This is a genomic window from Nonomuraea typhae (genome assembly GCF_009760925.1).
GTDB classification, from domain to species: domain Bacteria; phylum Actinomycetota; class Actinomycetes; order Streptosporangiales; family Streptosporangiaceae; genus Nonomuraea; species Nonomuraea typhae.
On record NZ_VRLV01000018.1, the window covers coordinates 94332 to 118563 of the forward strand.

At 70.3% G+C, this 24232-nt stretch carries 23 protein-coding genes and 4 pseudogenes; 17 read left to right on the forward strand and 10 right to left on the reverse strand.

Annotation, left to right across the window (positions count from 1 at the left end):
• Positions 1 to 60 precede the first annotated feature (60 nt).
• The 8 genes and pseudogenes from FVE25_RS45165 (at position 61) to FVE25_RS45200 (ending at position 9100) form a co-directional block, all read left to right on the forward strand.
• A complete protein-coding gene (locus FVE25_RS45165) occupies positions 61 to 1068 on the forward strand; it encodes a zinc-dependent alcohol dehydrogenase family protein (RefSeq protein WP_157253693.1) in 1008 nt (335 codons plus the stop codon).
• A 24-nt stretch (positions 1069 to 1092) separates the two neighbouring features.
• On the forward strand, positions 1093 to 2424 hold the full coding sequence (locus tag FVE25_RS45170) for a serine hydrolase domain-containing protein (RefSeq protein ID WP_157253694.1): 1332 nt from the start codon (positions 1093 to 1095) through the stop codon (positions 2422 to 2424).
• Between the two features lie 4 nt (positions 2425 to 2428).
• Positions 2429 to 5482, forward strand: coding sequence for an AfsR/SARP family transcriptional regulator (locus FVE25_RS45175; protein WP_181019919.1), 3054 nt, complete (start codon positions 2429 to 2431; stop codon positions 5480 to 5482).
• A gap of 109 nt (positions 5483 to 5591) precedes the next feature.
• A complete protein-coding gene (locus FVE25_RS45180) occupies positions 5592 to 6584 on the forward strand; it encodes a terpene synthase family protein (RefSeq protein ID WP_219825938.1) in 993 nt (330 codons plus the stop codon).
• A 73-nt stretch (positions 6585 to 6657) separates the two neighbouring features.
• Positions 6658 to 6912, forward strand: a complete 255-nt coding sequence (locus FVE25_RS45185) for a hypothetical protein (protein WP_157253697.1) — start codon at positions 6658 to 6660, stop codon at positions 6910 to 6912.
• A gap of 193 nt (positions 6913 to 7105) precedes the next feature.
• Positions 7106 to 7219: pseudogene (locus tag FVE25_RS57215) on the forward strand (hypothetical protein); the annotation flags it as partial.
• Between the two features lie 118 nt (positions 7220 to 7337).
• Positions 7338 to 7919 (forward strand): RNA polymerase sigma factor, encoded by a 582-nt coding sequence (locus tag FVE25_RS45195; protein ID WP_246268466.1) that lies wholly within the window; start codon positions 7338 to 7340, stop codon positions 7917 to 7919.
• A complete protein-coding gene (locus FVE25_RS45200) occupies positions 7916 to 9100 on the forward strand; it encodes a CU044_5270 family protein (RefSeq protein WP_157253698.1) in 1185 nt (394 codons plus the stop codon). The genes FVE25_RS45195 and FVE25_RS45200 overlap by 4 nt, the downstream gene beginning before the upstream one ends.
• On the opposite strand, the gene FVE25_RS57220 is transcribed toward FVE25_RS45200, so the two are convergent.
• The 6 genes and pseudogenes from FVE25_RS57220 to FVE25_RS45220 form a co-directional block, all read right to left on the reverse strand.
• The gene (locus FVE25_RS57220) at positions 9022 to 9393 is read right to left on the reverse strand and encodes a LamG-like jellyroll fold domain-containing protein (RefSeq protein WP_157253699.1); all 372 of its coding nucleotides are present in this window, start codon (positions 9391 to 9393) and stop codon (positions 9022 to 9024) included. The genes FVE25_RS45200 and FVE25_RS57220 overlap by 79 nt on opposite strands.
• Positions 9394 to 9493: 100 nt before the next feature.
• A complete protein-coding gene (locus tag FVE25_RS55795) occupies positions 9494 to 10105 on the reverse strand; it encodes a Tn3 family transposase (protein ID WP_343046185.1) in 612 nt (203 codons plus the stop codon).
• Positions 10086 to 10646 (reverse strand): annotated as a pseudogene (locus FVE25_RS55800) (Tn3 family transposase); the annotation flags it as partial. The pseudogene FVE25_RS55800 and the gene FVE25_RS55795, both read right to left, overlap by 20 nt.
• A gap of 583 nt (positions 10647 to 11229) precedes the next feature.
• Positions 11230 to 12189 (reverse strand): annotated as a pseudogene (locus FVE25_RS55805) (Tn3 family transposase); the annotation flags it as partial.
• Positions 12190 to 12935: 746 nt separating this feature from the next.
• Positions 12936 to 13580, reverse strand: a complete 645-nt coding sequence (locus FVE25_RS45215; RefSeq protein WP_157253700.1) for a LuxR C-terminal-related transcriptional regulator — start codon at positions 13578 to 13580, stop codon at positions 12936 to 12938.
• Positions 13581 to 13592: 12 nt separating this feature from the next.
• Positions 13593 to 14822, reverse strand: a complete 1230-nt coding sequence (locus tag FVE25_RS45220) for a sensor histidine kinase (protein WP_181019920.1) — start codon at positions 14820 to 14822, stop codon at positions 13593 to 13595.
• A 175-nt stretch (positions 14823 to 14997) separates the two neighbouring features.
• On the opposite strand from FVE25_RS45220, the gene FVE25_RS45225 reads away from it, so the two are divergent.
• Positions 14998 to 16467 carry an alpha/beta fold hydrolase gene (locus tag FVE25_RS45225; RefSeq protein WP_157253702.1) on the forward strand — a complete coding sequence of 490 codons (1470 nt, stop codon included), beginning with the start codon at positions 14998 to 15000 and terminating at the stop codon, positions 16465 to 16467.
• 74 nt (positions 16468 to 16541) lie between these two features.
• Here the strand turns inward: FVE25_RS45225 and FVE25_RS45230 are convergent, their stop codons facing one another.
• Positions 16542 to 17117, reverse strand: coding sequence for a TetR/AcrR family transcriptional regulator (locus FVE25_RS45230; protein WP_246268467.1), 576 nt, complete (start codon positions 17115 to 17117; stop codon positions 16542 to 16544).
• 148 nt (positions 17118 to 17265) lie between these two features.
• Here FVE25_RS45230 and FVE25_RS45235 point away from each other — a divergent pair, with 148 nt between their 5' ends.
• From FVE25_RS45235 to FVE25_RS45245, 4 genes and pseudogenes are all read left to right on the forward strand, one after another.
• Complete coding sequence (locus tag FVE25_RS45235; RefSeq protein WP_425489528.1) at positions 17266 to 18165, forward strand: NmrA/HSCARG family protein; 900 nt, start codon at positions 17266 to 17268, stop codon at positions 18163 to 18165.
• An 8-nt stretch (positions 18166 to 18173) separates the two neighbouring features.
• A complete protein-coding gene (locus FVE25_RS45240; RefSeq protein ID WP_157253704.1) occupies positions 18174 to 19040 on the forward strand; it encodes a TIGR03620 family F420-dependent LLM class oxidoreductase in 867 nt (288 codons plus the stop codon).
• Positions 19041 to 19381: 341 nt separating this feature from the next.
• Positions 19382 to 19462 (forward strand): annotated as a pseudogene (locus FVE25_RS57225) (zinc finger domain-containing protein); the annotation flags it as partial.
• A gap of 18 nt (positions 19463 to 19480) precedes the next feature.
• Positions 19481 to 19888: a cupin domain-containing protein gene (locus tag FVE25_RS45245; RefSeq protein WP_181019926.1), complete on the forward strand. Its 408-nt coding sequence runs from the start codon at positions 19481 to 19483 to the stop codon at positions 19886 to 19888.
• A gap of 88 nt (positions 19889 to 19976) precedes the next feature.
• On the opposite strand, the gene FVE25_RS56615 is transcribed toward FVE25_RS45245, so the two are convergent.
• Complete coding sequence (locus tag FVE25_RS56615) at positions 19977 to 20102, reverse strand: hypothetical protein (RefSeq protein WP_281367973.1); 126 nt, start codon at positions 20100 to 20102, stop codon at positions 19977 to 19979.
• A 41-nt stretch (positions 20103 to 20143) separates the two neighbouring features.
• Complete coding sequence (locus FVE25_RS57230) at positions 20144 to 20683, reverse strand: TetR/AcrR family transcriptional regulator (protein WP_425489529.1); 540 nt, start codon at positions 20681 to 20683, stop codon at positions 20144 to 20146.
• Between the two features lie 243 nt (positions 20684 to 20926).
• Here FVE25_RS57230 and FVE25_RS45255 point away from each other — a divergent pair, with 243 nt between their 5' ends.
• From FVE25_RS45255 to FVE25_RS54105, 4 genes are all read left to right on the forward strand, one after another.
• Positions 20927 to 21367 (forward strand): VOC family protein, encoded by a 441-nt coding sequence (locus FVE25_RS45255; protein WP_157253705.1) that lies wholly within the window; start codon positions 20927 to 20929, stop codon positions 21365 to 21367.
• Between the two features lie 98 nt (positions 21368 to 21465).
• Positions 21466 to 21693, forward strand: a complete 228-nt coding sequence (locus FVE25_RS54725; RefSeq protein WP_219825941.1) for a hypothetical protein — start codon at positions 21466 to 21468, stop codon at positions 21691 to 21693.
• 67 nt (positions 21694 to 21760) lie between these two features.
• Positions 21761 to 22078: a hypothetical protein gene (locus FVE25_RS45265; RefSeq protein ID WP_157253706.1), complete on the forward strand. Its 318-nt coding sequence runs from the start codon at positions 21761 to 21763 to the stop codon at positions 22076 to 22078.
• A 310-nt stretch (positions 22079 to 22388) separates the two neighbouring features.
• Complete coding sequence (locus FVE25_RS54105; protein WP_181019921.1) at positions 22389 to 22853, forward strand: MFS transporter; 465 nt, start codon at positions 22389 to 22391, stop codon at positions 22851 to 22853.
• On the opposite strand, the gene pdxR is transcribed toward FVE25_RS54105, so the two are convergent.
• Positions 22809 to 24227 (reverse strand): MocR-like pyridoxine biosynthesis transcription factor PdxR, encoded by a 1419-nt coding sequence (gene pdxR / locus FVE25_RS45275; RefSeq protein WP_157253707.1) that lies wholly within the window; start codon positions 24225 to 24227, stop codon positions 22809 to 22811. The genes FVE25_RS54105 and pdxR overlap by 45 nt on opposite strands.
• Positions 24228 to 24232: the final 5 nt, after the last annotated feature.

Sequence of the window (24232 nt, forward strand, 5' to 3'; positions counted from 1 at the left end):
CAGAGTACGACACTCATCGAAGTTTGACACCCATCGTACTTTTCCTCCACACTCCGAGCCATGACGAGGACTGTGCGTTTTCACGAAATAGGCGGACCCGAGGTCATGCGGCTCGAAGACGTGGATCCGGGGCAACCGGGGCCCGGCGAGGTGCTGATCCGGGTGGAGGCGATCGGGGTCAACCGGGCCGAGGCGCTGTTCCGCAGCGGGACCTACATCGAGCCCGTCAGGAAGCTGCCCGCCAGGCTCGGCACCGAGGCGGCCGGCGTCGTGGAGGCGCTCGGCCCCGGGGTGAACCGGTTCGAGAAGGGGCAGGCGGTCAGCGTCGTGCCGTCCTTCTCCGCCAACGACTACGGGGTCTACGCCGAGCGGGCCGTGGTCCCGGCCTCCGCGCTGGTGCACCGTCCCGACGGCGTGGACGCGGTCACCGGAGCCGCCGTCTGGATGCCGTACGTGACCGCCTACGGCGCGCTCGTCGAGGTCGGCGGCATGCGGGCCGGCGACACGGTCGTGCTCAACGCGGCCTCCAGCGGAGTCGGCCTGGGCGCCGTCCACACCGCCAACCGGGTGGGCGCCACGCCGATCGCCGTCACCCGCACCCGTGCCAAGGCGCGGCGGCTGCTGGACGAGGGCGCGGCCGAGGTGATCGTCGCCGCCGAGACGGACGTCCCCGAGCGTGTGCTGGCGCTGACCGGCGGGCGCGGCGCCGAGTTCGTCTTCGACGCCGTCGCCGGTCCCGCCGTGGCCGAGCTCGCCCGCGCCGTCGCCCCGGGCGGCACCCACTTCCTGTACGGCGGGCTCAGCGGCAGGCCGTTCGCCTACCCGGGCTTCGACCTGGGCATGCCCGCCTGGAACCTGCGCACCTACACGATGCTGGAAACCACCCGGGACCCCGAACGCCTGCGCCGCGCCGCCGCGTTCGTCACCTCCGGCCTGCGCGGCGGCGCCTTCCGCCCGGTGATCGACCGGTTGTTCCCGCTGGAGGAGATCGTCCAGGCGCACCGGCACATGGACTCCGGCGACCAGTTCGGCAAGATCGTGGTCACGGTCCCGGCAGGGGCGAGCTGATCGGCAGCACTACCCTGGACTGCCATGACCCAGGTGGAGAACACGACGGCGCGGGCCCTGCTGCGCAGGCTGGCCGTCGAACAGAGTGAGCGCAGGCTGCCGTCGCTGGCGGCGGCGATCGTCAGAGACGGCGAACTGGCGTGGTTCGGCGGACGCGGCCAAGTGGACGGCGCCGCGCCGGCCGCCGACACCCAGTACCGGCTCGGCTCGATCACCAAGAGCCTGGTCGCCACCGTCGTGATGCGCCTGCGCGACGAGGGCGTCGTCGGCCTGCTCGACCCGGTCGGGCGACACGTGCCCGGCACGCCGTTCGACGAGGTGACGATCGCCCAGCTGCTCTCCCACAGCGGCGGCCTGACCGCGGAGCCGCCGACCGAGTGGTGGGAGCGCACGCCGGGCCCGCCCGCCGCCGAGCTGTTCGCCAAGCTGACCCCCGGCGAGGTCAAGCACCGCCCCGGCCGCATGCTGCACTACAGCAACCTGGGCTACGCGCTGCTCGGCGAACTGGTGGCCAAGCACCGCGGCACGACGTGGTACGAAGCGGTCCGCCGGGAGGTGCTCGAGCCACTCGGCATGACCCGCACCACACCCCGCCCGATCGCCCCGCACGCCACCGGCTACGCCGTGCACCCGTGGGCCGACGTGCTGCTGGAGGAACCCGAGCACGACCACGGCGCCATGGGCGCGGCGGGCCAGCTGTGGTCCAGCGCCGCCGACCTGGCCAGATGGGCGGCCTTCCTGGCAGGCGACGCCGAAGGCGTGCTCTCCCCCGAGACGCTGGCCGAGATGCGCGAACCCGTCTCCGTGGCAGACGGCGACGCCTGGACCGACGGCTTCGGCCTCGGCCTGCAGCTGGCCAGGCACGCCGGCCGCCACCTGTGCGGGCACGGCGGCTCCATGCCCGGCTTCCTGGCCGGCGTGTGGTCCGACCCCGCCGGCCGTACCGGCGTGCTGTTTCTCGCCAACGCCACCTCGGGCGTGCGCTACACGCTCCTGACCGACCTGCTGGCCATCCTCGACGAGCACGAGCCGCGCCTGCCCGAGGAGTGGCGGCCGGCTACGCTCGCCCCCGGCCTGCTCGCGCTGACCGGCCTGTGGCACTGGGGGCCGGTGCCGTTCCATCTGCGCGTGCTGCCCGACGGCAACCTGTCGCTCACCGCCGTCGCCAACTCCGGCCGCGGCTCCCGCTTCGTGCCGCAGGCCGACGGCACCTGGCTGGGCCTGGACGGCTACTACGCCGGTGAGACCCTGCGGGTGGGGGCCGACCATCTCAACCTCAACACCTTCATCCTCACCCGCGAGCCGTACCAGCAGGGGACCCCCGTCCCCGGTGGCGCCGGGGAGTGGCAGGCTTGACCACGTGCGCATAGCGATACTCGGCCCGCTCGCGGCCGGGCCCGACGCCATCGGCGGGGCCCGGCTGCGTCGGCTGCTGGTACGCCTGGCGCTGGCCTCCGGCCGCACCGTCACCGTCGAGGAGCTCACCGACGCCCTCTGGCCGGAGGACCGCCCCGCCGACCCCGCCAACGCGGTCCAGTCGCTCGTCTCCCGGCTGCGCCGCGCCCTGGGCTCCCCGGCGGTCCTGGAGTCGGTGCCCGGGGGTTACCGGCTGACGGCCTCGACCGACGCCGCCGAGTTCGAGCAGCTGGTACGGCAGGCGGCCACGGCCCCCGATCCGGCTGCCGCCGCCTCCCTGCTCCGGCGGGCGCTGGCCCTGTGGCGCGGGCCCGCGCTGGGCGACGTGGCCACCGTCCCCTTCGCGATCGGGCACGCCGTCCGCTTGGAGGAGGCCCGGCTGTCGGCCCTGGAGGACCTGGCGGACGCCGACCTCGCCGCCTCGCACGGCGCCCAGAACGGACTGCCGGAACTGATCGCCCGGCTGAGCGAGCTGACCGTCGAACACCCGCTGCGCGAACGCCTGCACGCCACCCGGATCCGGGCCCTGCACGCCGCCGGCCGTACCGCCGAGGCGCTGGCCGCCTACGAGCACGTGCGCAAGGACCTGGCCGCCGAGCTGGGCGCCGATCCCGGCCCCGACCTGCGCGCCCTCCACCTGGAGCTGCTGCGCGCCACCCCGCCGGCCGTCCCGCGCACCAACCTGCGCGCCCCGCTGACCAGCTTCGTGGGCCGGGACGCCGACATCGAGCGCATCATGGCCCAGCTGCGCGAGCACCGCCTGGTCACGCTCGTCGGCCCGGGCGGCGCCGGCAAGACCCGCCTGGCCACGACGGTCGCCGCCCGCGTCCTGCACCGGCCGGGCGAGGCCGAGGTGTGGGTGGCGGAGCTGGCCGCGGTCAGCGATCCGGCCGACGTGCCGCGGGCCGTACAAGCCGCGCTCGGCCCGTCGCCGCTCCTGCATCCGCACGGCGACACGATCGGCTCCCTGGTGGAGGCCCTGTCGGGCGGCCCGGCGCTGCTCGTGCTGGACAACTGCGAGCACCTGATCGAGGCCGCCGCCCACCTCACCGAGGACCTGCTGGGCCGCTGCCCGGAGCTGTCGGTGCTGGCCACCAGCCGCGAGCCGCTGGCCATCGCGGGCGAGGCGCTGTCGCCGGTGGGCCCGCTGCCGCCGGAGACGGCCGCGCGGCTGTTCACCGAGCGGGCGCGCGCCGCCGATCCCGGGTTCGCGCCGGATGAGCAGGTGGCGGAGATCTGCCGCCGCCTCGACGGGCTGCCGCTGGCCATCGAGCTGGCCGCCGCCCGGCTGCGCTCGCTGACGCTGCGGCAGGTGGCCGAGCGGCTGGACGACCGCCTGGCCCTGCTGACCGGCGGCAGCCGTACCGCCCTGCCCCGGCACCAGACGCTGCGCGCGGTCGTGGCGTGGAGCTGGGACCTCGCCGACGAGCGCGAGCGGGCGCTGGCCGAGCGGCTGGCGGTCTTCCCCGGCACGTTCGACGCGGAGGCGGCCGCCTGCCTGGACGCCTCGATCGACGCGCTGGCCGCGCTGGTGGACAAGTCGCTGCTGCAGCAGGCGCCGGGCGGGCGCTACCGGATGCTGGAGACGATCAGGGAGTTCGCCCTGGAACGGCTGGCCGGCAGCGGCCAGGGGCCTGCGGCCAGGACCGCGCACGCCGCGTACTTCCTGCGCCTGGCCGAGACCGCCGAACCGCAGTTGCGGGGCAGGGGCCAGCGCGAATGGATGAACCGGCTGGTCGACGAGCACGACAACCTCCTGGCCGCGCTGCACCACGCGGCCGCCGCCGGGGACGCCGACACCGCGGTACGGCTGGCCGCCGCACTGGGCCCGTTCTGGATCACGTGGGGCAGCAAGCGGGAGTCGGCCAACTGGCTCAGGACGGCGCTGCAGGTGGAGGGTCCGGCGCCGGCTGTGGCGCGGACCATCGCCACGGCCGTCTACCTGATCACCAGCGCGCTGAGCGGCGGCTTCTCCACCCCGCTCGAGCCCACCCGGCGGCTGCGTGAGCTCATCGACGGGCTCGGCCCGGACGACGACCATCCGCTGCTGGCGCTGCTGGAGCCCGCGGTGGCGTTGTTCACCGACGACGACGAGATCGGCCTGGCCGCCATCGAGCAACGGCTGGACCACCCCGACCCGTGGACCCGCGCGATCTTGCGCATGGCCAGGGGCGCGATGCTGGAGAACCGCGGCGACCTGCTCGGCATGCGGGCCGACATGCTGATCGCCGAGGCGGAGCTGGCCGCGCTGGGCGAGCATTGGGGCCGCTCGCAGGCCCTGACGATCCTGGCCGGTTCCCATCTGGCGCTGGGCGAGTTCGACCGGGCGGTGGCCGCGCTGGAGACGGCCACAGAGCTGATCACCGCCCTCGACCCGGCCAATCCCGCCAGTCACCAGCGGGTGGCGCTGGCCGGCGCCCGCGTGATGGCCGGTGACGCCGAGCGCGGACGCCGGGAGCTGGAGGCGATGGCGAACGCGCCCGCGCGGGGCTGGGAAGCCCGTCTGGTGGCCTTCGCCCAGCTCGAGCTCGGCAACCTGCACCGGCGTGAAGGCGACCTCGCCACGGCCGAGCGGTTGTATCAGTCGGCGGCGGCCGCGATCGATTGGCTGCCCGTGGTGGCGCCGCAGTTCTACGCCCTGGTCCTGGCCCGGCGGGCGCACGTCGCGGCGGCCGCCGGCGACGTGGACGGCGCGGCGCGGATGGTGGCCGCGGCCGTGGAGCAGACGGTGCCGGTCAAGGACATGCCGGTGCTGGCGCTGGTCGGGGTGGCCGCGACGGCGGTGTGGGCGGCGCGCGGCGAACCGGCCCGGGCCGCTCGGGTGCTGGGCGCGACCGAGCAGTTGCGCGGGCTGCCGGACGCCTACGAGCCGGACGTGGTCGCGCTGACGGCGCGGCTGCGCGGGGAACTGGGCGCGGCAGCCTTCGACAAGGAGTACGCCGCGGGGCGCGACCTGACCCGCGCCGAGGCGATCGAGCAGGTCCGCGACGTCATGTGACCGGAACCTCTCGCGCCGGTGACCGCGCCGGAGGACACATACCGCCGGTGCCGGACGGACATGAACGTTGACGTCATCAAGACGTACGGTCGTGACCCGGGGGTACTTCGTGCGGTTGGATATCGCTGACTTCGATCCGCCCTTCCACTGGAGCGTCAACCCCCAGGCCGAGGCGGCCCACCGGCGCAGCATCACCTGGCTGCGGTGCTTCGGCGTCATCACCGACGAGGAGAGCGCCACACGGCATCTGGCCGAGAGGTGGGGCCTGTGGGGCGGGGTCGCCTGGCCGATGGGCGACGCCGAAGGCTTGCAACTGGGCGTGGACCTGCCCTCGTTGTGGACGGTGCTGGACACCCGGCTATCGGGTGATCGGAACCATGACGAACTGCTGGACAGCCTCAGACATGCCATCGTCCGCCCCGGCGATCCCGGCCCCATCCCCGTCGCGCGGGCCCTGGCCGACCTGTGGTCGAGGCAGCGCCGGAGGGCTTGCGCCGTCTCGCAGGCGCTGCTCGAGCGTTCCGAACACCACTGGCTGGAGTGGATCGACGCCTGCGCCGCGGAGGCCGACAGTCAACGCCGCGCAGACCTGCGCACCTGCAGCCTGAGCGACTACGACGCCTTGCGCGACGTCACCGGCGTCATGCAGGTGATCTACACCTTCGACGAGGCCATCGGCGGCTACGAGGTGCCCAGTCCCGCCCGGCACCTGGCGCCGGGCACTCCTCTGGGCGCGATGCGCCAGGCGGCAACGAGATACATCGACTACCTCAACGACCTGACCTCCCTGCCGAAGGAAGAGGCCGACGGAGAAACCCTGAACGGAGTCCTGGTCCTGCAACAGCAGGACCGGTGCAGCCGTGAGGCGGCCATCGCCGAGGTGCGCCGGATGCTCCGCTCCCATCTGGACAGGTTCCTGGCAGAGGAATCCACGCTGCCGGACTACTGCGCCGCCCATGGCCTGGATCTTGGCGACCGCAGGGCGGTGTACCGGACGGTGGCGGGCATGCGCAACATCATCTCGGCCGTCTACATGATCAGCGTCCACTCCGGACGCTGGGCTCTCACCCCCGAGAACGGCCAGGCGGGCAGCGCCTTGTGAAAGTGGCCAGAGGGGTTCGCGCTCAACCAGCCCATCCTCGACCAAGGCATCCCGTTCAGCAGAAGGGAACGTCATGCGAAAGCCGTTCGCCGCGGCCGACGCTCCGGGCCTTCTCAGCGCCACGCCGTCGAGGTGGCGCCAGCCGGTGCCGAGCCTGCTGGTCACCAGGACGCGCCCCGCCAGAGTACGGCCGAGCAAGCCGTTGACGTGGCCGGGCTGGGTGAGGGTGTCCAGGATCAGCAGCCACCCATCGTGGCAGGCCAGCCAGCCGATCGCACGTTCGGCCATCGCCAGCGCGCTCAGCCCGGCCCCGATCGAGGCGGGTTGAACCGTCCGTCCCGGGCATGCTGAAGGGCATAGCCGCCTGCCAACGTCGATGCACCATGTCGTCCTCGGACGGTCCGCGGCAAGAGCTTGACCGCCCCGGACATGACCATCGACGGCGGCCGGGTTGGCGGCCGCCGGCCTAAGCTCACCGCCGACCAGGCCGCCCTCGCCCAGGAGCTGTACGACACGCGGGAAAGACCGTCCAGCAGATCGCGGACTTGTTCGGGGTGCCGCGCTCGACGGTGTACGGGCACCTGAAGGGCGACACCGTGCCCCGCCAGCCGAGAAAGGCCCAGGAGAGGCCGTAAGCGGTACGGAGGGGTCGGCCAGCCGGCCCCGCTCGGGGGCGGATCCGTGCAGGGGCCCGAGGTCGAACTGTTGGGAAGATGCGAAATCGGGATGTAAGAAGGCATTCCTTCGGACCACTTGCTCTATGAACGTTTTTTGCCCCCAACCGAAGGAACCGGCTTGCCAAACCCACATGAGCGCTTCACCGCGCTCTACAACACCTACCAAGCGCGGGTGTACGGCTTTGCGGCAAGTCGCGCCGGACATCAATTCGCGGAGGAAGTGGTCAGCGAGACCTTCCTGGTGGCCTGGCGGCGTCTGGACAGCATCCCCGACCACGCGCAGTTGCCATGGCTCCTCCGCGTTGCTCGCAACATTCTGCGCGACAACGTCCGGCAGGCCGCACGGCGTGAATCTCTGGAAGCCGAACTGAGAACGTGGATGGAAGAGGCCGTCACCGACGTGGGCGAACACGCCACCGAGCGAGTCGCAGTACTCCGCGCCCTGGTCGGCTTGTCCGAAGCCGACAAAGAGATCCTGACCCTGATCACCTGGCATGGCCTATCCACCACAGAAGCGGCCAAGGTACTCGGCTGCACCAAGGCCGCCTTCTTCGTCCGCTTGCATCGAGCGCGCCGCCGACTGCAGTCGGCGATCGAAGCCACCGGTACCACCACACCCCGAAAGCCCGTGACCGTTCCAGGAAGGAAACTGCGATGAGCCGCAAGCCCGATGCGATGGACCTGCTTGCCATGGCCCGCCCGGCTTCGCTGGACCGCGGATCACGCATCTCCGCTGACGACATGCTGTTCATGGCCACCGCCGAGGCACCAGAAGAACTCTCGCGCAGGCCCTCGCGCCCGAGACGGACCCTGCTGGCCGCCCCGGCCTCGCAGACCCGCCCCCGCCTGTGGGTCCTGTGGGCGCCGCTGGCCACGGCAGCGATCGTGGCCCTGGTCTTTACGCTGGTGACGAACCTGGCACCAGCCCCTGCCGTGCTCAATCCGCCGAGGACCAATCAGGAACTGTTCGACCTGGCCGACAGGATCGAGAAGCTCCCCGCAGAGGGCGGCGCCTACTGGCGCGATGTGAGGATCGACGGCAGCTACCTGTCCAGCGGCGGTTACAGGCTCGTGGTGGTCGGCCGCCGCGAGACCTGGCAGCCGCGCGACCCCGCTGATCTGGTGCTCACGCAGGTGTGGCGGCAGGTCAGTGCCCGCCCGGCCACGGCCGAGGACGAGCGCGCCTGGCAGGCAGCGGGAGCTCCCGCCCGGGTCAAGGGGCACTGCGAGACCAGCGGGCCGTGCGGTTCGATTCCGGTCGCCGATGAGCCGAAGGACTGCAGGTACACCTGGAGGTTGGACTCCACGGGAACCTATCCCGACACGACGATCAGCGAGTTCACCATGGCTGAGTTGGCGGCGATCCCCACCGATCCGGCCGAGCTCATGAAGCAGCTTCGCGCCTACCACGAGATCTGGAATGGCCGCGGCTTCACGCAGCCTTTCGAGAAGTTTCTGCCTACCACCGTGAACCTCCTGGGCATGCCGCTCAGCCCCGCCCAGCGTGCCGCGATCATCCGCGTCCTGGCCGGCCTGCCGACCACCAAGGTCGTGGGCACAGTGACGGATCCGCTGGGCAGAAGGGGCATATCCGTAGACTTCGGCAAGGCGGAAGGCGCCCTGGTGTACTCCAACAAGCCACGCAAGGAGCTGCCGGTCTACCACAGGCAGATCCTCGACCCGGAGACGGGGGAGACACTCTCGCGCGTTTCCTACGCGGCCCGCACCGCTCTGGGGGCGACTAAGGGTGAGGTCATGGGCTACCACGCCCGCGGCTCCGAGTCCGGCTGGACCGGGCCGCCGACTTCTCCCCCGAAGGGGTGCAAGAAGGGGAAGTGAAAGAGTGCGGACCCCGGCGGTGGTGGGCGCGCGGCCGGGGGACGCGTCGTAGACAGCTCAACTGACAGGGCGTCCATGTCGTTCTGGATCTCGGTGGCAGTGAGGGCTCGGTTGTAGATGCGGACGTCGTCGAAGAGGCCGTCGAACCTGCGCCCTCGTGTTGCGGGAAGAAGGACGTTCCGGTCCCCGGCATCGCCAACAAGCTGACGATCAAGATGTGGATCACCGCGGGGCAAGAATCCCTCCCTGACCTCGGTATGCCACGCCCTAGCCAAAGCTGACACCTTGAACACCCGCCGCAGTGGAAGGGTCCGTAGCGCTCATGCTTACGGGCCCACCTTCGGTAGAAACCGACGACAACGGCGCTCACGCGGCCTTGGTCACCAGCGTGGATCAGTTGGGCAGCTGGACTTCCAGGTCCGGGCCTGGCCCGAGGTCGAGCTGTTTGCTCATGTCGAGCTCGAACTTGCCGTACAGGTTCAGATGGGACCAGAAGAGAGCCGACAGGGCGCGCCGGTCGGCATCGGCGAGCTTCTTCTGCCACTTCGGCTCGGCCAGGACGATCTGGACCATCCTGGTTTTCAGGTAGACGATCGCGGCCTTGGCCAGGTGCAACGCCAGGGCGGAGACCTCGACGGTCAGGTAGTCGCAGATGAAGACGGTGCGGATGACCCGGCCGAGTTCCTCGATGGCCCGGTAGGTGGGGTGCTTGGGGCCGCCGCGGGTGAAGCGGCGCAGCATCTGGTGAGCCTCGGCGGTGCCCAGTCGCAGCGCCGTCGCGTACTTGATCATCTGGTCGCACTGGTTGGCGATCAATTCCCAGTCGATGCTCTTGCCCGACAGGACGCCTTCCAGCTGCGGCCAGGCCTCGCCCTCGGCCAGCCCAGGCCGGTACAGGCGGGCCGAGCCGATGTTCTTCAGCCGGGGGCAGCAGCTTGAAGTCCAGCAAGTGCGAGAACGCGAAACCCACGATCGAAGCTCCGTGCGTATCTGTGTACTGGCGATCGATCTCCGCGCTGGTCAGGTGCCGGAGCAGGCTCTCGATCATCGAGGCCACCTCGGAGTCCGTGGTGGAGCGCACCTGGCTGTAGATGCACACGTTCTTGCGCTCGACGTGCCAATACACCATGATCCCGGCACCGCCGTAGCGCTGGTGCCACTCGGTCATGAAGTTCGCCGACCAGGAGCCGAACTTGCGCGAATCCGACGCGCACGCCGTGCCCGGTCCCCACAGCGAGACATCGCGCACCTCCAGCGTCTTGTTGACCACCGTGCGGATCGCGGCGCGCAGGTTGTCGCGGTTGACAAATAGCCGGCGGATCCGGCGCAGCGCGGCCTCGGTGTCGGCCTCCATCCCGTCGATCGCCGCGGTGCCGTCGGCGACACGTTTGATCCCCATGTTCGTGCCGAGCCCGAAGGTGCACAGCAGCAGCCGGCGGCGCAGCACCTTCGCGTCGGTCACCGTGCGCGAGGCCACCGAGGTGAACTCGCCGGTGAAGGCGGTGGCGTGGTCGACGTTCTTGATCAGGTCCAGCAGGTCGATCACACCCCAGCGGCGGGGTGATCTCCTCCTTCAGCGCCTCCAGGTTCTCCGGCTCGGTCTGCTTGCCCAGGGGCGGGACGCTGATCCACGGCTCGCCCTTCCTCCTGGTGATGCTCACCCCGCCCGTCGTGGCCTTCTTCAGCCCTTTGTTCAACCGGTCCAGCGCCGCCACGTGCCGCTTCTGCAGGTCGGCGATGAAGTCGGCCGGGTCGCGGGGCTTCGCGAGGGCTTCGTAATGTACGTCCCGGTTGTCCTCGAAGTCGGCGGGCAGATCCTCATCGGGGTTGCGCCAGGTGTTGGCGCCCTCCACCCAGATCTCGCGGCGCCGGATGGCCTTGCGCAATGCGACCAGCACGCACAGCTCGTACGGGATCCGCTCCACCAGGCCGCTGTCGGGGTCGAGGACCGCGCCGCGCCAATCGTCGGGCACCACGTGCTCCAGCGGCGGCGCCGTAGAAGTCGGCGTCAGAGCCGTCGTAGCGCTTCAGCAGGTCCAGGGCATCCATGACCGGCTGAAGGTGTCGTTGCTGGAGCGGAACCGCACCGCCTTGAGCAGCTTGGGCAGGCCGCGCCGGTAGTAGTGGGACTAGGAGCCGCGCAGCTTGGTCCGCACCCGGGTACGCAACTCCTTCTCGTTCGCCTTGGCCTCGGCGATGATGTCTTCCAGCGTCCGCTCACCGACCACCGGATACAGGGCCTTGCGGACGATCTCCTCCGGCAGCTCCAGCGCCGCCGTGGCGAGCTTCACCAAGATCCCGTTCTTGCCCTGCCCCCGCCGGAACTCGGCGTTGAGCTCGCCCTCGACCTTTTTCTCCGCCCGCACGCTGATCTTGTGCACGAGTTGGACCAGCAGCTCCACCAGCCCGTCGATCAGCTCCGCCTGCCGCACCTGGCACAACGCGGCCAGCAGCGTGAGGCGCACCGGCGCCGCCGCCGCCTCGAGATCGGACGGGTACATCTTCATCGCCCGGGCCCGCCAGCCCGCCACGACCTTCTCCGAGACTCCCTCGAACAACGCGGCCGGCAGACCGATCGCCTTCACCCGCTCCAGCTTCACGATCTCCGCCAGCAACGTGTCCAGCTGCAGCGCCCCCGGATCCTCCCTCAGCTCCTGCAAGAACGCGCGCCGGCCGCCACTGGCGCCACTGGTGACCTGAGTCTGCCCGTCTCCTTCAGGGGCCTCCTCTCCGGCGACCGGGACGCCGGCCGAGGGAGAATCGGCGACGATCAGCTCTTCCAGCTTGCCGACCGACTCGAACGACAAGCGCTCCATGGTCGTGGCGGTGAAGTTCCGCTCGAACATCGCCTCGGCCGCGCCCAGCACGCGTTCGATCCGGGTCGTCTTCGGCGGATCGATCCTGTCTTCGCGGCAGCGCGCCAGCAGCGCGCCGCGCAGTCGATCCCGCGACATCTCCACCGGGCAGATCTTGGTGGCCAGCCAGTCGGCGAGCTTGTCCTCATCGCCCACCGTCGGCTCACGGAAGCCGTGGAACTTCCGGATTTGCGCTCGGTGGTTCTTGATGGTCCGGCCGGACCAGTCGTAGCGGCGAACAGCTGCGCGTCGACCTTCACCTGCCCCGCCATGAACTCCACCGCCGGGCGAGGCACGTCCTCCCGGCGAGGGAACCTCGCTTCCAGCTCGAAGAACTCAGCATCAGACCGAAGCCGAGCCGCGTCGCCCCGGACTTATTCGCCAGTAGCGCGAACTCCTCCTCATCCAGCGTCCAGCACTCGATCAGGTCCTCTAACTCCCAGTCACGTCGCATGCTCGCACCCTTTCTCCCGATCTCCAACGGAGGGCCAGGAGATACATGATTTGTAACCACCCGACTACCGATCGGTATGCCCGAGCCGTGATCGCGACATAGCGGAACTGAGGCGCAACGCTCAGTTACATCGCCCCGTCTCAAGCTGGCTTTTCATCCTGCGAGCCACTCGAACGACGATTGCGCAGAGCTACTTTGCCCCTGATGACGGCGACCCGAGCGCCAGGCCAATGAGACCGATCTGCCGATCCACGAGCACACGACCGATACTCATGGCCCCACGCTGGTCAACATCGAAGCCGAGCTCGCCGAGCTCATCGAAGGGGGGCGGCCCCTGCGCCCAACCGGAGTCCACGACGCGGGCCTGCCCTTCCTGCTCAACCCGTGACCCCGCTGCTCAGTGAACGATCCGATCAGGCTGTCACCCCGCCCGAACTACGCCCCCGCTGGCCGACCTCGATGGCGTGCTGAGGCCATGGCCAGGTCTCACGCGACCTCGGCGCCGTAGGACGCCTGTTGACGATGGTCAGGCCTGCAGGTAGTGCAGGACGGCGAGTACCCGGCGGTGGTCGTTGTCCGACGGAGGCAGGCCGAGCTTGGTGAAGATCTGCGTCACGTGCTTCTCCACCGAGCCGTACGACAGGAACAGCGCGGCGGCGATGGCGTTGTTGGAACGGCCCTCCGCCATCATGGCCAGCACCTCGCGTTCCCTCGGGGTGAGCGTGCCGAGGGTCTCCGTGCGGCGGCTGGCACCCATGATCTGGGTGACGACCTCGGGGTCGAGGACGGTCTGCCCGGCAGCGATCTGGTCGAGCGCGGCCAGGAAGTCCTTGACGTCGGCGACGCGCTCCTTCAGCAGGTATCCCACGCCATGGGCGCCGCCGGCGAGCAACTGGGTCGCGTACCGCGTCTCGATGTACTGGGAGAACACCAGCACGCCCACCTCTGGGTGATCACGGCGGATCTGGATCGCGGCTCGCAGGCCCTCGTCGGTGTGGGCGGGCGGCATGCGTACGTCGACCACGGCGATGTCGGGACCGTGTTCCGCCACGGCGGCCAGGAGCGCGTCGCCATCGCCCACGGCGGCCACCACCTCGTGGTCGCGGGAGGTGAGCAGCATGCACAGGCCCTCCCGGAGCATCACGGCGTCCTCGGCGATCACGATGCGCATGCGCTGCTCCGTTCAGATGTGCAGGGGGAGTTCGACGGTGATGACCGTAGGTCCTCCGGCCGGGCTGTGAATGTCGATCAGGCCGTCCAACGTCTGGACCCGGGCGGCCAGTCCGCGTAATCCGGATCCGGTGCCGATCGCCGCGCCGCCGGTGCCGTCGTCGCGCACTCGCAGGGTCAGCAGGTCATCATGCACCCGTACCTCGATGGCGGCGTGCCTGGCGCCGCTGTGCTTGACCACGTTGGCGAGCAGTTCCGTCGTGCAGAAGTAGGCGATGGCCTCGATGGCCGGAGCCGGTCGCTCGGGCAGGTCGGCTTCGAACCGGGCGGGGATCGGGTTCCGCGCGGTGAGCGTGGCCAGGGCGACCTCCAGCCCTTGGTCCAGTGCCGGCGGGTGGATGCCGCGGATCAGGTCACGCAGCTCGGCCACGGTCTCCTTGGCGCTGCGGTGCGCGCTGTCGACGAGGACGCGGGCGCGCTGGAGCCGGTCGGGCCGGCCGGCCTGCTCGAGCTCGTCCTGGGCCATGCCCAGGCTCATGGCCAGCGTCACCAGCCGTGCCGCCGTCCCGTCGTGCAGGTCTCGCTCGATCCGGCGGAGCCTGGCGACCGCGTCCTCCGCGGCCAGCGCCCGTGCCTGCTCCAGTCGGCGGATCCGGGTCTCGCCCGGCGCGGGCCCGAGCAGCGCACGGGCGAGCATGCGCTCGGGGCCCAGGGCGAGGTGGACACCCCACGGGGCGAGGAGCAGCAGCGCCAGTCCGGCGGCGCTCACCAGCGCCGCACCCGGCCAGCCGGGAGGAGACAGGTGCGCCAAGGCGAAGAACTGCCCCCACAGGGGGCAGAAGAGCAGGAGCAGGCCGCCTCCCCACAACCCGGCGGCGGCCGCGCAGGCGAGCACGGCCGCCGGCAGCCGGAGCAGGCTATGGATGACGGCGCGCCATCCCGTCACGTCACCGAGCGCCGCGCCGAGCCGGTCCAGCAGGCCCGGCCCGGCACAGAACGGGCCGGGATCGGGCACCCGCACCCCGGCCCACGCTCGTGCCAGCCGTCGATTGGCCGTGCCGAGCCCTCTGGCCGCCATCACGCTCAGGGCCAGCATCGGCACTCCGACGAGATTCACCGTCAGCATGACACTCAGCAGCACGAGAACGAGATGGACCAGGCCGGCTCCCACCATGAACGGCAACATCAGCACATAAGCGAGCTCACGCTGCGACCGCTCCCGCACCGGAGTAGTGATCAGCACACGCCACCTGTCTGCTTGCCTGTCCACGCTCCTCCTCGTCAGACGCCGCACGCCGTCCAGCCTGACGGACACGCTCGCGCGAGAACAGCCGGACAACCCGTGGGGGACATCCCGAAACCAACACGGAGGACGTCCCGGTGGTGGCCATCCGGTCGGTGTCACCAGAGTGATCACCATGACGACAACCAAGCAGCGGCGCAGGCGCGGCAGGACCAGAGGGCTAGTCATCGGTGTAACGGTGGCGGCGCTGGCGGGGATGACCCCGGGGGCCTCCGCCGCCCGGGATACGCGGCCGACCTGGCGGGACTGCGCCGACCAGGGCATACCGGCGGGCATGCAGTGCGCTGCGATCGAGGTACCCGTGGACTGGGCCAAGCCGGACGGGTCGAAGGTCAGGCTGGACCTGGCCCGGCTGCCCGCCACCGAGACTGCGCGCCGGATCGGCAGCGTGCTGGGGGTTCCCGGCGGTCCCGGGGCCAACGGGATCGACGACCTGGAGCGCGCTGCGAGCGACCTCACCGAACTGCGGCGCAGGTTCGACCTCGTCGCCTACAAGCCGCGCACCACCGTGTGGCGTGATCAGATTCCCCCATCCTGCATGGAGCCTGGAACGTCACTGTTCGAGCCGCAGGGCCAGAAGCAGTACAAAGCATTGGCCGCGGCGATGACCAAGGCCCTCAAAGCCTGCCAGGACGCAGACACGACTGGCCTGTTCGCCCACATGGACTCTCTGTCGGTGGCCAGAGACATGGACGCGGTTCGGGAGGCTCTGGGCGAGGAACGGCTGAGCTTCATGGCCAACTCCTACGGAGGGGTGCCCGCCGCCGCCTATGCCCGGCTGTTCCCGCAGCGCATCCGAGCCATGTATCTCGACGGGACGATCAACCAGGTCGTGGGCTGGCCCGACCAGACGCTGCGGTCTCTGCCCGCCGTGGAACGGGTCTTCACCAGATTCACCACCTGGTGTGCGGACACTCCCACGTGCGCGTTGCACCGACAGGACGCCGGGGCGGTCTGGCGCAAGCTCATTCGAGACGCCGATCGCAGGCCGATCCCGGTCACGTCGTCCGAGTTCGGCAAGGGCGAGCTGACCGGATGGCATCTGAGGAGTTTCGGCTTCATCGGCGACCCCGGACCGAACAACTCGCGGTGGCTGGCCTTCGCCGAGGCGGTCGACAAGGCCCGGAGCGGGGACGGGTCCGGTTTCGCCGATTTCGCTCTCGGCAACGCGCGGATCTGGGCCGCGCCCGGAGCGCTGGCGATGACGTGCGCAGATGACCGTGGCTACAGCAGCTACGCGCAGCTGCAGAAGTTCCGCCGTCAGGCGGAGAAGATCTCGCCGAACTTCGGAGGAGCGTCGTTCGACGCGCTCGGATGCACCGGCTGGCCGCTACCGGTCGCCAATCCGTCCCGCCCACTGCTGACTCGTGGCCTGCCGCCATTCCTGGGCGTCGGCAGCACGTGGGGCGACTACGCATCGACCGAGAGCTTCACCGGGATGATCCCGGGATCAGTGACCGTCGCCTACGACGGGCCCGGCCACGTCATGTACCTGTCGGGCAAGAAGTGCCCTATCCAACACGCCACCACGTACTTGACCGACCTGAGGCTGCCCAAGCCGGGTACCACCTGCCCTGCCGAATGACAGCCATGAGGAGGCGCGCAGGGTGATCGAGTGACGCAGACAGCTCTCACAAACGAGGGTTTGTGAGAGTGCGGTCAGTGCTCGCGTATGCCTTCGAGCGCGATCGCGAGCAGGAGGCCGGCCTCGGCCGGGCCGTCGACGTCTTGCTCGGTGGCCAGTGCGATGGCGCCGACCAGTTTCAGCAGCCGGCCGATAGCGATCTCGGGTCGCACGGCGCCAATCGCTTGGGCACGGAGAAGGAGGGCTTCTCCGGCGTCAGTGATCATTTCGTGGCAGGTCTTGCCCAGCACGGGATCGGCGTCGCGCATCAGCGAGGCCCCGAGGCCCCGGTTCGCGACGGCGTGCGCGCCCACGGCATGCAGCCAGAGGGACAGCGCCTGGCCCGGATCGGGTTCGGCGAGCAGGTCGCCGGCCTTCGCGCACAGGGCTTCCACCCGGTCCTTGAAGACCGCCTCCAGAAGTGCCTGGCGGGAGGGGAAGTGGCGGTGCAGGGTGGCCGAGCCGACTCCGGCGCGACGGGCGACCTCTTCCAAGGAGGCGTCGGCGCCGTGTTCGGCGATGAGGGCACCGGCGGCGGCCACGATCCGATCGTAGTTACGGCGAGCGTCGGCGCGCATTGGCCGGACCGATCCGGTGGGGTCCTTGGGCATGGCTTCTCCCGACGACTTGCCAAATGGGGTGGTCCCCCATATCGTAGCGGACGCTAACCGGAGGGCCACCCCACTTGTGGGTGGGGAGGCGGCTGTTCCGCATAGACCAGATGGAGAGACTGTGACGCCGAAGAACACGACAGCCGTGGTGGTAGGAGCAACCGGCCTGCAGGGTCGAGCCGTGACGGCGCATCTGCTCGCCGACGGCTGGCGGGTACGCGCACTGACGCGTGACCCCGACACCGCCGGGGCCCGAACACTGACGCAGGCGGGCGCTGAGCTCGTCCGCGCCGACATGGACGACGTCGCCTCGCTGGTGGCGGCGGCCGAGGGCGCCGACGGCCTGTTCAGCGTGCAGCCGACCGTCGGCTCGCCGGGAACCCCTGCGGGTTTCTCCGCCGACGACGAGGTGCGCTGGGGATGCAACGTCGCCGACGCGGCGCACACTGCCGGAGTGCGGCACCTGGTCTACGCCTCACTGGCCGGCGCCGGCCGCCACGACACCGAGACGTTGCCGCAGAACGTGGTGAGCAAATGGCGGGTCGAACAGCACATCACCCGGCTGGGCCTGCCTGCGACCTTCCTGCGCCTGGTCTCGTTCATGGAGAACTACACCGGCGGCTATCACCTGCACGACGGTACGGTGGCCACCGCGTTCGCCGCCGAAGTGCCGCAGCAGATCATGGCCGTCGACGACGTCGGCGCCCTGGCCGCGCTGGCCTTCGCCCGGCCGGGCGAGTGGATCGGGCGTGCGGTGGACGTGGCCGGTGACGAGCTGACCCCGCTCCAGATCGCCGCGGCCATCTCCGAGGCGATCGACCGACCGCTCCCCTACGTCCAGATCCCGATCGAGACACTGGCCGCGCTCGGCGCGGAGTTCGCCGCCGCCTACACCTGGCTCAACCAGCGCGGCTGGCGTGCCGACGTGGCCTTCACCCGCGAACTGCACCCCGGCGTGATGGACCTGCGCACCTGGCTGGAGCGGACCGGAGCAGCCCAGATCACCGCATTCCTGGACTCCGCACGCACCGTCGGGCAGCAGGCGTGAGCGCCCGCATGCCAGTACTGGGACGCGTCGGGATCTGGGCGGGCGACTTCGACACCCTTCCAGCAGCCGGTATCCGCCACGCGGCGGCCACGATCGAGGACCTCGGCTACGGCGCCCTGTGGCTCCCCGAGCTCATGGGACGTGAGGCCATCGCGCAGGCCGCGATCTTGCTGGCGGCCACCCGGAGGATCACCGTGGCCGCCGGCATGACCGACATCTACGCCCGCGATGCGGTCACGGCCGCCGCCGCGCAACGCACCTTGGATGAGGCATTCCCCGGACGGTTCCTGCTCGGACTGTGGGACAGCCACCCGAGTCTGGCCGAGGAGATCCGCGGGCACCGCTTCGGCGCGCCCGTGGCCACCATGCGCTCCTACCTCGGCGCACTCGACGCCGCCCCGTTTGGCCCACCCGCCACGATGGCCTTACCCGACCGCGTCCTGGCCGCTCTGGAGCCCGGCATGCTCGCCCTGGCTGCCGAACGCGCTCAGGGCGCGACCGTGCAAGGCATGCCCGTCGAATACACCCGCACCGCCCGCAAGGCACTCGGCGACGACCGTCTCCTGGCCGTCACCCAGCTGTGCGTGCTGAGCCACGACCGCGAAGCCGCCGCAGAACTGGCCCGCACCACAGCCGCAGCAGCCCTGCCGAACCGCCGTGACCTACTGCGGAGGCTCGGATACGAGGCCCCGGAGGCGCTCGACGCCCGGCTGGTCGACGCACTCGTAGCCCATGGTCGTGCTGAGGACATCGCCCACCGAGTCCAGCAACACCTCGATGCCGGAGCCGACCACGTCAGTCTCCACCTTGTGGCGATACCCGGATCCCCATCCGAACCACAGTGGCGGCAACTCGCCACGCATATCCCCCGTTGACCTTTCACAGCCAGCTCAGTAGCGGCCACGAGGTCGATGTCCCCGCCCTTCTGGGAAGGCGCCCGTCTTCCCAGCACACGTCAGATCAGCTAGTGAAGAAGACTTCGGGAATCGGTGCAGAGGACTTCGGAAAGCGACAGTCTCGGAGGATGGCCGGAGGCTTCGAATTTTTCTCACAACTCGTTCTCACTCAAGTTCCTGATCGAGGTGGTTCTGAGAAATGTTTGTGAGAGGGTTCCGGGGCATGGTCGACTCCCCCAGCCCCGAATGGGCGCCGTATCCGGTACCGCCGACAACGTCACCTGTAACGCTGATGAGGTCGAACGTCACCCTGTCCGCGATGCGACGCCCAGCCCGGATCGCCCTGCCGGTCATGGTCCGGCGCCCGCACCTATCACACCGGCCGCTTCACGGTTCCCCGGCTGGCCAGCATGGTCGCCATGACTCAGCAGACAGCCGCCCCCCTCGACGTGCCACCCCGGCCTGGCCGAGCTCGTCGCGCGCATCCAGCCGCACGCCCGCAGGCCGACATCCTGGTGGCGTCACGGCCGAGCGTGGACCTGCTCACCGCGGCCGAGCGGGCCGGCTCACCCGACGGCTACACCCGCCACACCCTGCACACCGAGGTGACGTTTTCGGTGTCGGCCGTGGTGTGGCGCGGCGAGCGCCTGGTCGAGATCGGCCGGCGGCAGCGGCCCACGGGCTCGGTCAGCGGCGTCGCCCCGCCCGACGACATCCACCGGGTCCGCAACACCCGTGACATGATCGCGATCACGCTGCACGTCTACTGCGCCGGCCTCAGCAACGGCACCAGCGTGCGCCGCGCCTACGAGCAGGGGTCCGCGTAGTCAGGCAGCTTCGGCGGGTGTTTCCTCATCGCCAACGACCCCGACCGGGCAGGGTTCAGGTGCCCGAGTGCCACCGGGATCTGACTGTCTAGTCTTCATGGATCGCTGGAGCGTCGGTCCTCCGGTCGGCGATCAGGGCTTGGATGCCCGCCAGGATCCGCTCCAGCCCGAACTCGACGTCGTTTGCGGGGAGTTCGTCTTCGAGGTAGTCCATGGTGGCCATCAGCCTGGCGGCTCGGGGGAAGCCACGCTCTGTCAGCAGCCTCTGCAGGAACCCGGTCGCCGCCGTCGCCGCGGCGTGCTCGGCCTTGAGCCATTCGGGCGGTGCTGCGGGCGTACCCGTCGAGCAGCAGGGCGCAGCCGAGCGTGTCCTGGTCGTTCAGGCCGGAGTCGGCCATGCCGTCCATGAAGACCTCCAGCCAGCCCACCAGGTGGGGCGTCAGGGGGGCCGCCTGGACGGGTAGGTCCAGCAGCCACGGGTGGACGCGGCAGCGCTCGATCATGGCGTGGGGTCCACTCGGTGGCGGCGGTCCGCCAGGTCGTGGCCTGCCGTACCGATTGCGGGGGCGGACCCCAGCCGGCTTCGGCGAGCAGCACGAGCAGTTCGTCCTTGGAGCGGACGTAGCGGTAGAGGGCGTTGGCGGTGATGTCGAGGCGGGCGGCGATCTTGGGCATCGACAGCCCGGCGAAGCCGTCCTCGTCGGCCACCTCGATCGCGGCCGCGACGATCCGCTCGGCGCTGTGCGCCGGTTTGGGGCCGCGTCGTCGTGTGGCCGGATGGAGGCCCCACGCCAGAGCGAGGCCGGGCGAGCTCTAGCCGTCCTTGGTCGTCGGTCAGCGGCATCGGGCGCCTGGATGGCGGGAGATCTGCGATGACGAGCACCGAGTTCACGCTCGTGGTCGGCCCCGCCGGCGCCACACCCGCGACCCCGGGGAAATCTAGGACAGAAGCGGTGGAGGATGTCGAGAATGCGGTTCCGGCTCCGTCCCCGGGATATCAGCGGCCACGAACCGGCCGCGTAATGAAGGAGAGCCGGCATGACGATCCAGCGAATGGACAGCGTTCTCATCGTTGTCGACGACCTTGACGCCACCATCGAGTTCTTCATCGAGCTCGGCATGGAACTGGAGGGCAGAGCGCCCATCGAGGGCCGGTGGCTGGAGCGTGTCATCGGGCTGGCAGACGTCCGGGAGGAGATCGCGATGTTGCGAACCCCCGATGGCCACAGCCGGATCGAGCTGGCCATGTTCCACACGCCGAAGGCGATCAGCGCCGAGCCGAAGCACGCGCCGGTCAACACGCTGGGCCTGCGCCGCGTCACCTTCGCCGTCGACGACATCGACGACGTCGTGGCCCGCCTGCGCCCCCACGGCGCCGAGCTCGTCGGCGAGGTGGCGCAGTACGAGGACAGCTATCTGTACTGCTACGTCCGCGGCCCCGAAGGCATCATCATCGGGCTGACCCAGCAGCTCAGCTAACGAGGCCGCGGACCGGCCATCGCAGACGGTGAGCTTCGTTCGCACTTTCAGTCACCGCCGTCGAGCACAAGCCGGCGGATCAAGAAACGACCACGGAGATGACCGTGCTCAAGAACGACGTCACCGAGGTTTTGCACCGGCCGCTCTGCCAGGAGTTGCTGGCCCGTGACGTGACCCGCCTGGCCTACGTCGCCAAGGACGGCACGCCCCGCAACATCCCGATCATCTTTCCGAGATCACCTTCGCCGGCGACGTCGCCGACGTGGCGGGGCTGCTGGAGCACCTGGGCCCGGCGCACCTGTACGGCTTCTCCTACGGCGGGCTGATCGCGCAGGCCATCGCCCTGGACCGGCCCGCACCCTCACCCTGGCCAACACCCTGCACAGCCCGGAGATGTGGCAGCTCGACCACGCCAACATCAACCGGGAACTGGCCACGCAGCTGCCCGAGGTGTGGGAGCGCATCCAGACGCTGCGCCGGCGGGGACTGCGCTCCACCGACGAGCGGCTCCGGCAGGAGTTCGCCAAGGCGGCGGCCCTGGTCAGGTTCTACGACCCCGGCAACGCCGCCCTGCTGGCCGATGAGCCCGGCGCCAGGAACCACGAGCTCTACCCAATCTTCTGCGGCGGCGACGTCGACTTCATGATCGGCGGCGAGGCGGCCAGAGTCCCGGACTTCCGGCCCCGCCTCAACGAGATCGACATCCCATGATGGTCCTGGCCGGCCGGGACCGTCCACGCGCTGCTGCGCGACTTCTGGCAGCAGGCACGATAAGCGCCCTGCCGCAGGCCACCGGACCCATCCGGGCGACGGCACGACGCGACTTCGGGCTGCTGTGGGCGGGGCAATCCACGTCATTGGTCGCCGATCACTTCATGACGCTGGCGCTGCCTCTGCTCGCGGTGACGGTCCTGGGCGCGACCCCGACCCAGGCAGCGCTCGTGCCGTTCGCTCTGTTCCTGCCCTTCCTGCTGATCGGTCTGCCGGCAGGGGCCATCGTGGACCGGCTGCCCGCACGCTCATGCTCGCCGCCGCCGTCTCGGTGCTGGGCATCGCGGCCATGCCCATCTTGGGGTCACCCGGCGGGCTTGGAGCCGTCGGCCTGATCATCGGCAGCATCGTGCGCTGCGCGGGCAAGGGCGCGTTCAGCCCCACCTCGCTGACGCTGCGCCAGACCCAGACCCCGCCCGAACTCCTGGCCAGGGTGGCCGCCGTGCAGCGGTTCCTGCTTTGGGGCGCGATCGCCCTGGGATTCCTGCTCGCCGCCGCCATCACCACCCTGGGCGGGGCTGCACACAGCGGTGTGGACCGGCGCCCTCGGCACGATCCTGTGCCTTCCCGCTGTCCTGCGCCGCGGCATCCGCACCGCCGCTCTCGGCCGCACCGGCTGATCAGGGGGCCAAGCTTGCGGCCGATGCGTTTCTCGTGGGGTGACGCGACGTCACCCGCGGTTGTCTTCGACGGGTTGGGTGGTGACGCTGTGTGAGTTCAGGATGGTGGCGAGGTGGTGGATGCCTTCCTCGATGTGGTGGGGCGTGAGCCTGCTGTAGCCCATCACGAGGGCAGGGGCTTGGCCTGGCGCCGCCCTGGATCGGTAGCGGTCCAGGGGCTGTATGAGGATGCCGTGCCGGGCGGCGGTGGCGGCGAGGTGGGTGGCGTTCGTGCCGTCGGGTAGCCGGACCAGGACGTGCAGACCTGCGGAGATGCCGGTCGCACGGTAGGCGGGCAGGTGCCGGCTTAGGGCCCCGATGAGCGCGTCGCGTCGCCGGCGGTAGCTGCGGCGGGTGCGCCGGAGGTGCCGGTCGAGGTCGCCGCGCTGGACGAACTCGGCCACGGCGGCCTGGATGACCGTGGAGGTGAACCGGTCGCTGCGAGCGCGGGCGGCGACCACCTCCTCGCGTAGCCCCGAGGGGACGACCAGCCAGCCGAGCCGCAGCCCGGGAGCCAGGCTCTTGGACAGGCTGCCGGCGTGGACGACGTGATCGGGCGCGACCCCTTGGAGGGCGCCGACGGGCTGGCGGTCGTAGCGGTACTCGGCGTCGTAGTCGTCCTCGATGACGTACGCACTCCGAGAGCGGGCCCAGTCGAGCAGGTCGATCCGCCGGCCGGCCGAGAGCACCGCACCGGTCGGGTACTGGTGGGCGGGCGTGACGAGCACCGCGCCCGCCCCGGACGCGGCCAGCCGATCCACGCGCACCCCCTCGTCGTCGACCTCGATGGGGTGGCAGGCGGCGCCGGCCCATTCGATCTGCTCGCGCCAGTCGGGGTGGCCGGGGTCCTCAACGGCGAGGCCCCGCCCGGCGAGCACCCGGGCCAGCAGGCTCAACCCGTGCGAGAAGCCGTTGCAGACCACGATGGCGTCCGGTTCGCAGGACACGCCGCGGACCCTGCCCAGATAGTCGGCCAGCGTCTCGCGTAGCGCCGGGAGACCGGCCGGGTCGCTGTAGCCGAGTGAGTGCGCGGGCAGAGAACGCATCGCCGTACGGCTCGCGCGGGCCCAGGCCGCGTGCGGGAACAGCCCGGCGTCCGGGGCTCCGGGCCGGAAATCATAGCGGACGGCGGGCGGCGGCGGGCGGTGGCGCTGTGGTCCCTCAAGAGTGGTGATCGCGTTGACGACGGTGCCCCAGCCCTGCCGGGAGGTCAGGTAGCCCTCGGCGGTGAGCTGGTTGTAGGCCGCGATGACGACACCGCGGGTGATGTGGAGGTCCGCGGCGAGCGCCCGGGACGACGGCAGCCGGACGCCGGGGCGCAGCCGACCCGCCCTGATGGCCTCCCGCAGGCTCCGCTCCAGTTGAGCGCGCAGACCGCGGGGACGGGAGCGGTCGAGCTCCACGAACAACTCAGGCGAACTGGTACTCATAACTT

Bases quoted from the DNA above. Each gene is read 5' to 3' on its own strand.
- FVE25_RS45165 (WP_157253693.1), top strand. From the start codon at position 61: ATGACGAGGACTGTGCGTTTTCACGAAATAGGCGGACCCGAGGTCATG.
- FVE25_RS45170 (WP_157253694.1), top strand. From the start codon at position 1,093: ATGACCCAGGTGGAGAACACGACGGCGCGGGCCCTGCTGCGCAGGCTG.
- FVE25_RS45185 (WP_157253697.1), top strand. From the start codon at position 6,658: ATGCGAAAGCCGTTCGCCGCGGCCGACGCTCCGGGCCTTCTCAGCGCC.
- FVE25_RS45200 (WP_157253698.1), top strand. From the start codon at position 7,916: ATGAGCCGCAAGCCCGATGCGATGGACCTGCTTGCCATGGCCCGCCCG.
- FVE25_RS45215 (WP_157253700.1), bottom strand. From the start codon at position 13,580: ATGCGCATCGTGATCGCCGAGGACGCCGTGATGCTCCGGGAGGGCCTG.
- FVE25_RS45225 (WP_157253702.1), top strand. From the start codon at position 14,998: ATGACGACAACCAAGCAGCGGCGCAGGCGCGGCAGGACCAGAGGGCTA.
- FVE25_RS45230 (WP_246268467.1), bottom strand. From the start codon at position 17,117: ATGCCCAAGGACCCCACCGGATCGGTCCGGCCAATGCGCGCCGACGCT.
- FVE25_RS45240 (WP_157253704.1), top strand. From the start codon at position 18,174: ATGCCAGTACTGGGACGCGTCGGGATCTGGGCGGGCGACTTCGACACC.
- FVE25_RS45245 (WP_181019926.1), top strand. From the start codon at position 19,481: ATGACTCAGCAGACAGCCGCCCCCCTCGACGTGCCACCCCGGCCTGGC.
- FVE25_RS56615 (WP_281367973.1), bottom strand. From the start codon at position 20,102: ATGGACTACCTCGAAGACGAACTCCCCGCAAACGACGTCGAGTTCGGG.
- FVE25_RS45255 (WP_157253705.1), top strand. From the start codon at position 20,927: ATGACGATCCAGCGAATGGACAGCGTTCTCATCGTTGTCGACGACCTT.
- FVE25_RS54725 (WP_219825941.1), top strand. From the start codon at position 21,466: ATGACCGTGCTCAAGAACGACGTCACCGAGGTTTTGCACCGGCCGCTC.
- FVE25_RS45265 (WP_157253706.1), top strand. From the start codon at position 21,761: ATGTGGCAGCTCGACCACGCCAACATCAACCGGGAACTGGCCACGCAG.
- FVE25_RS54105 (WP_181019921.1), top strand. From the start codon at position 22,389: ATGCTCGCCGCCGCCGTCTCGGTGCTGGGCATCGCGGCCATGCCCATC.
- pdxR (WP_157253707.1), bottom strand. From the start codon at position 24,227: ATGAGTACCAGTTCGCCTGAGTTGTTCGTGGAGCTCGACCGCTCCCGT.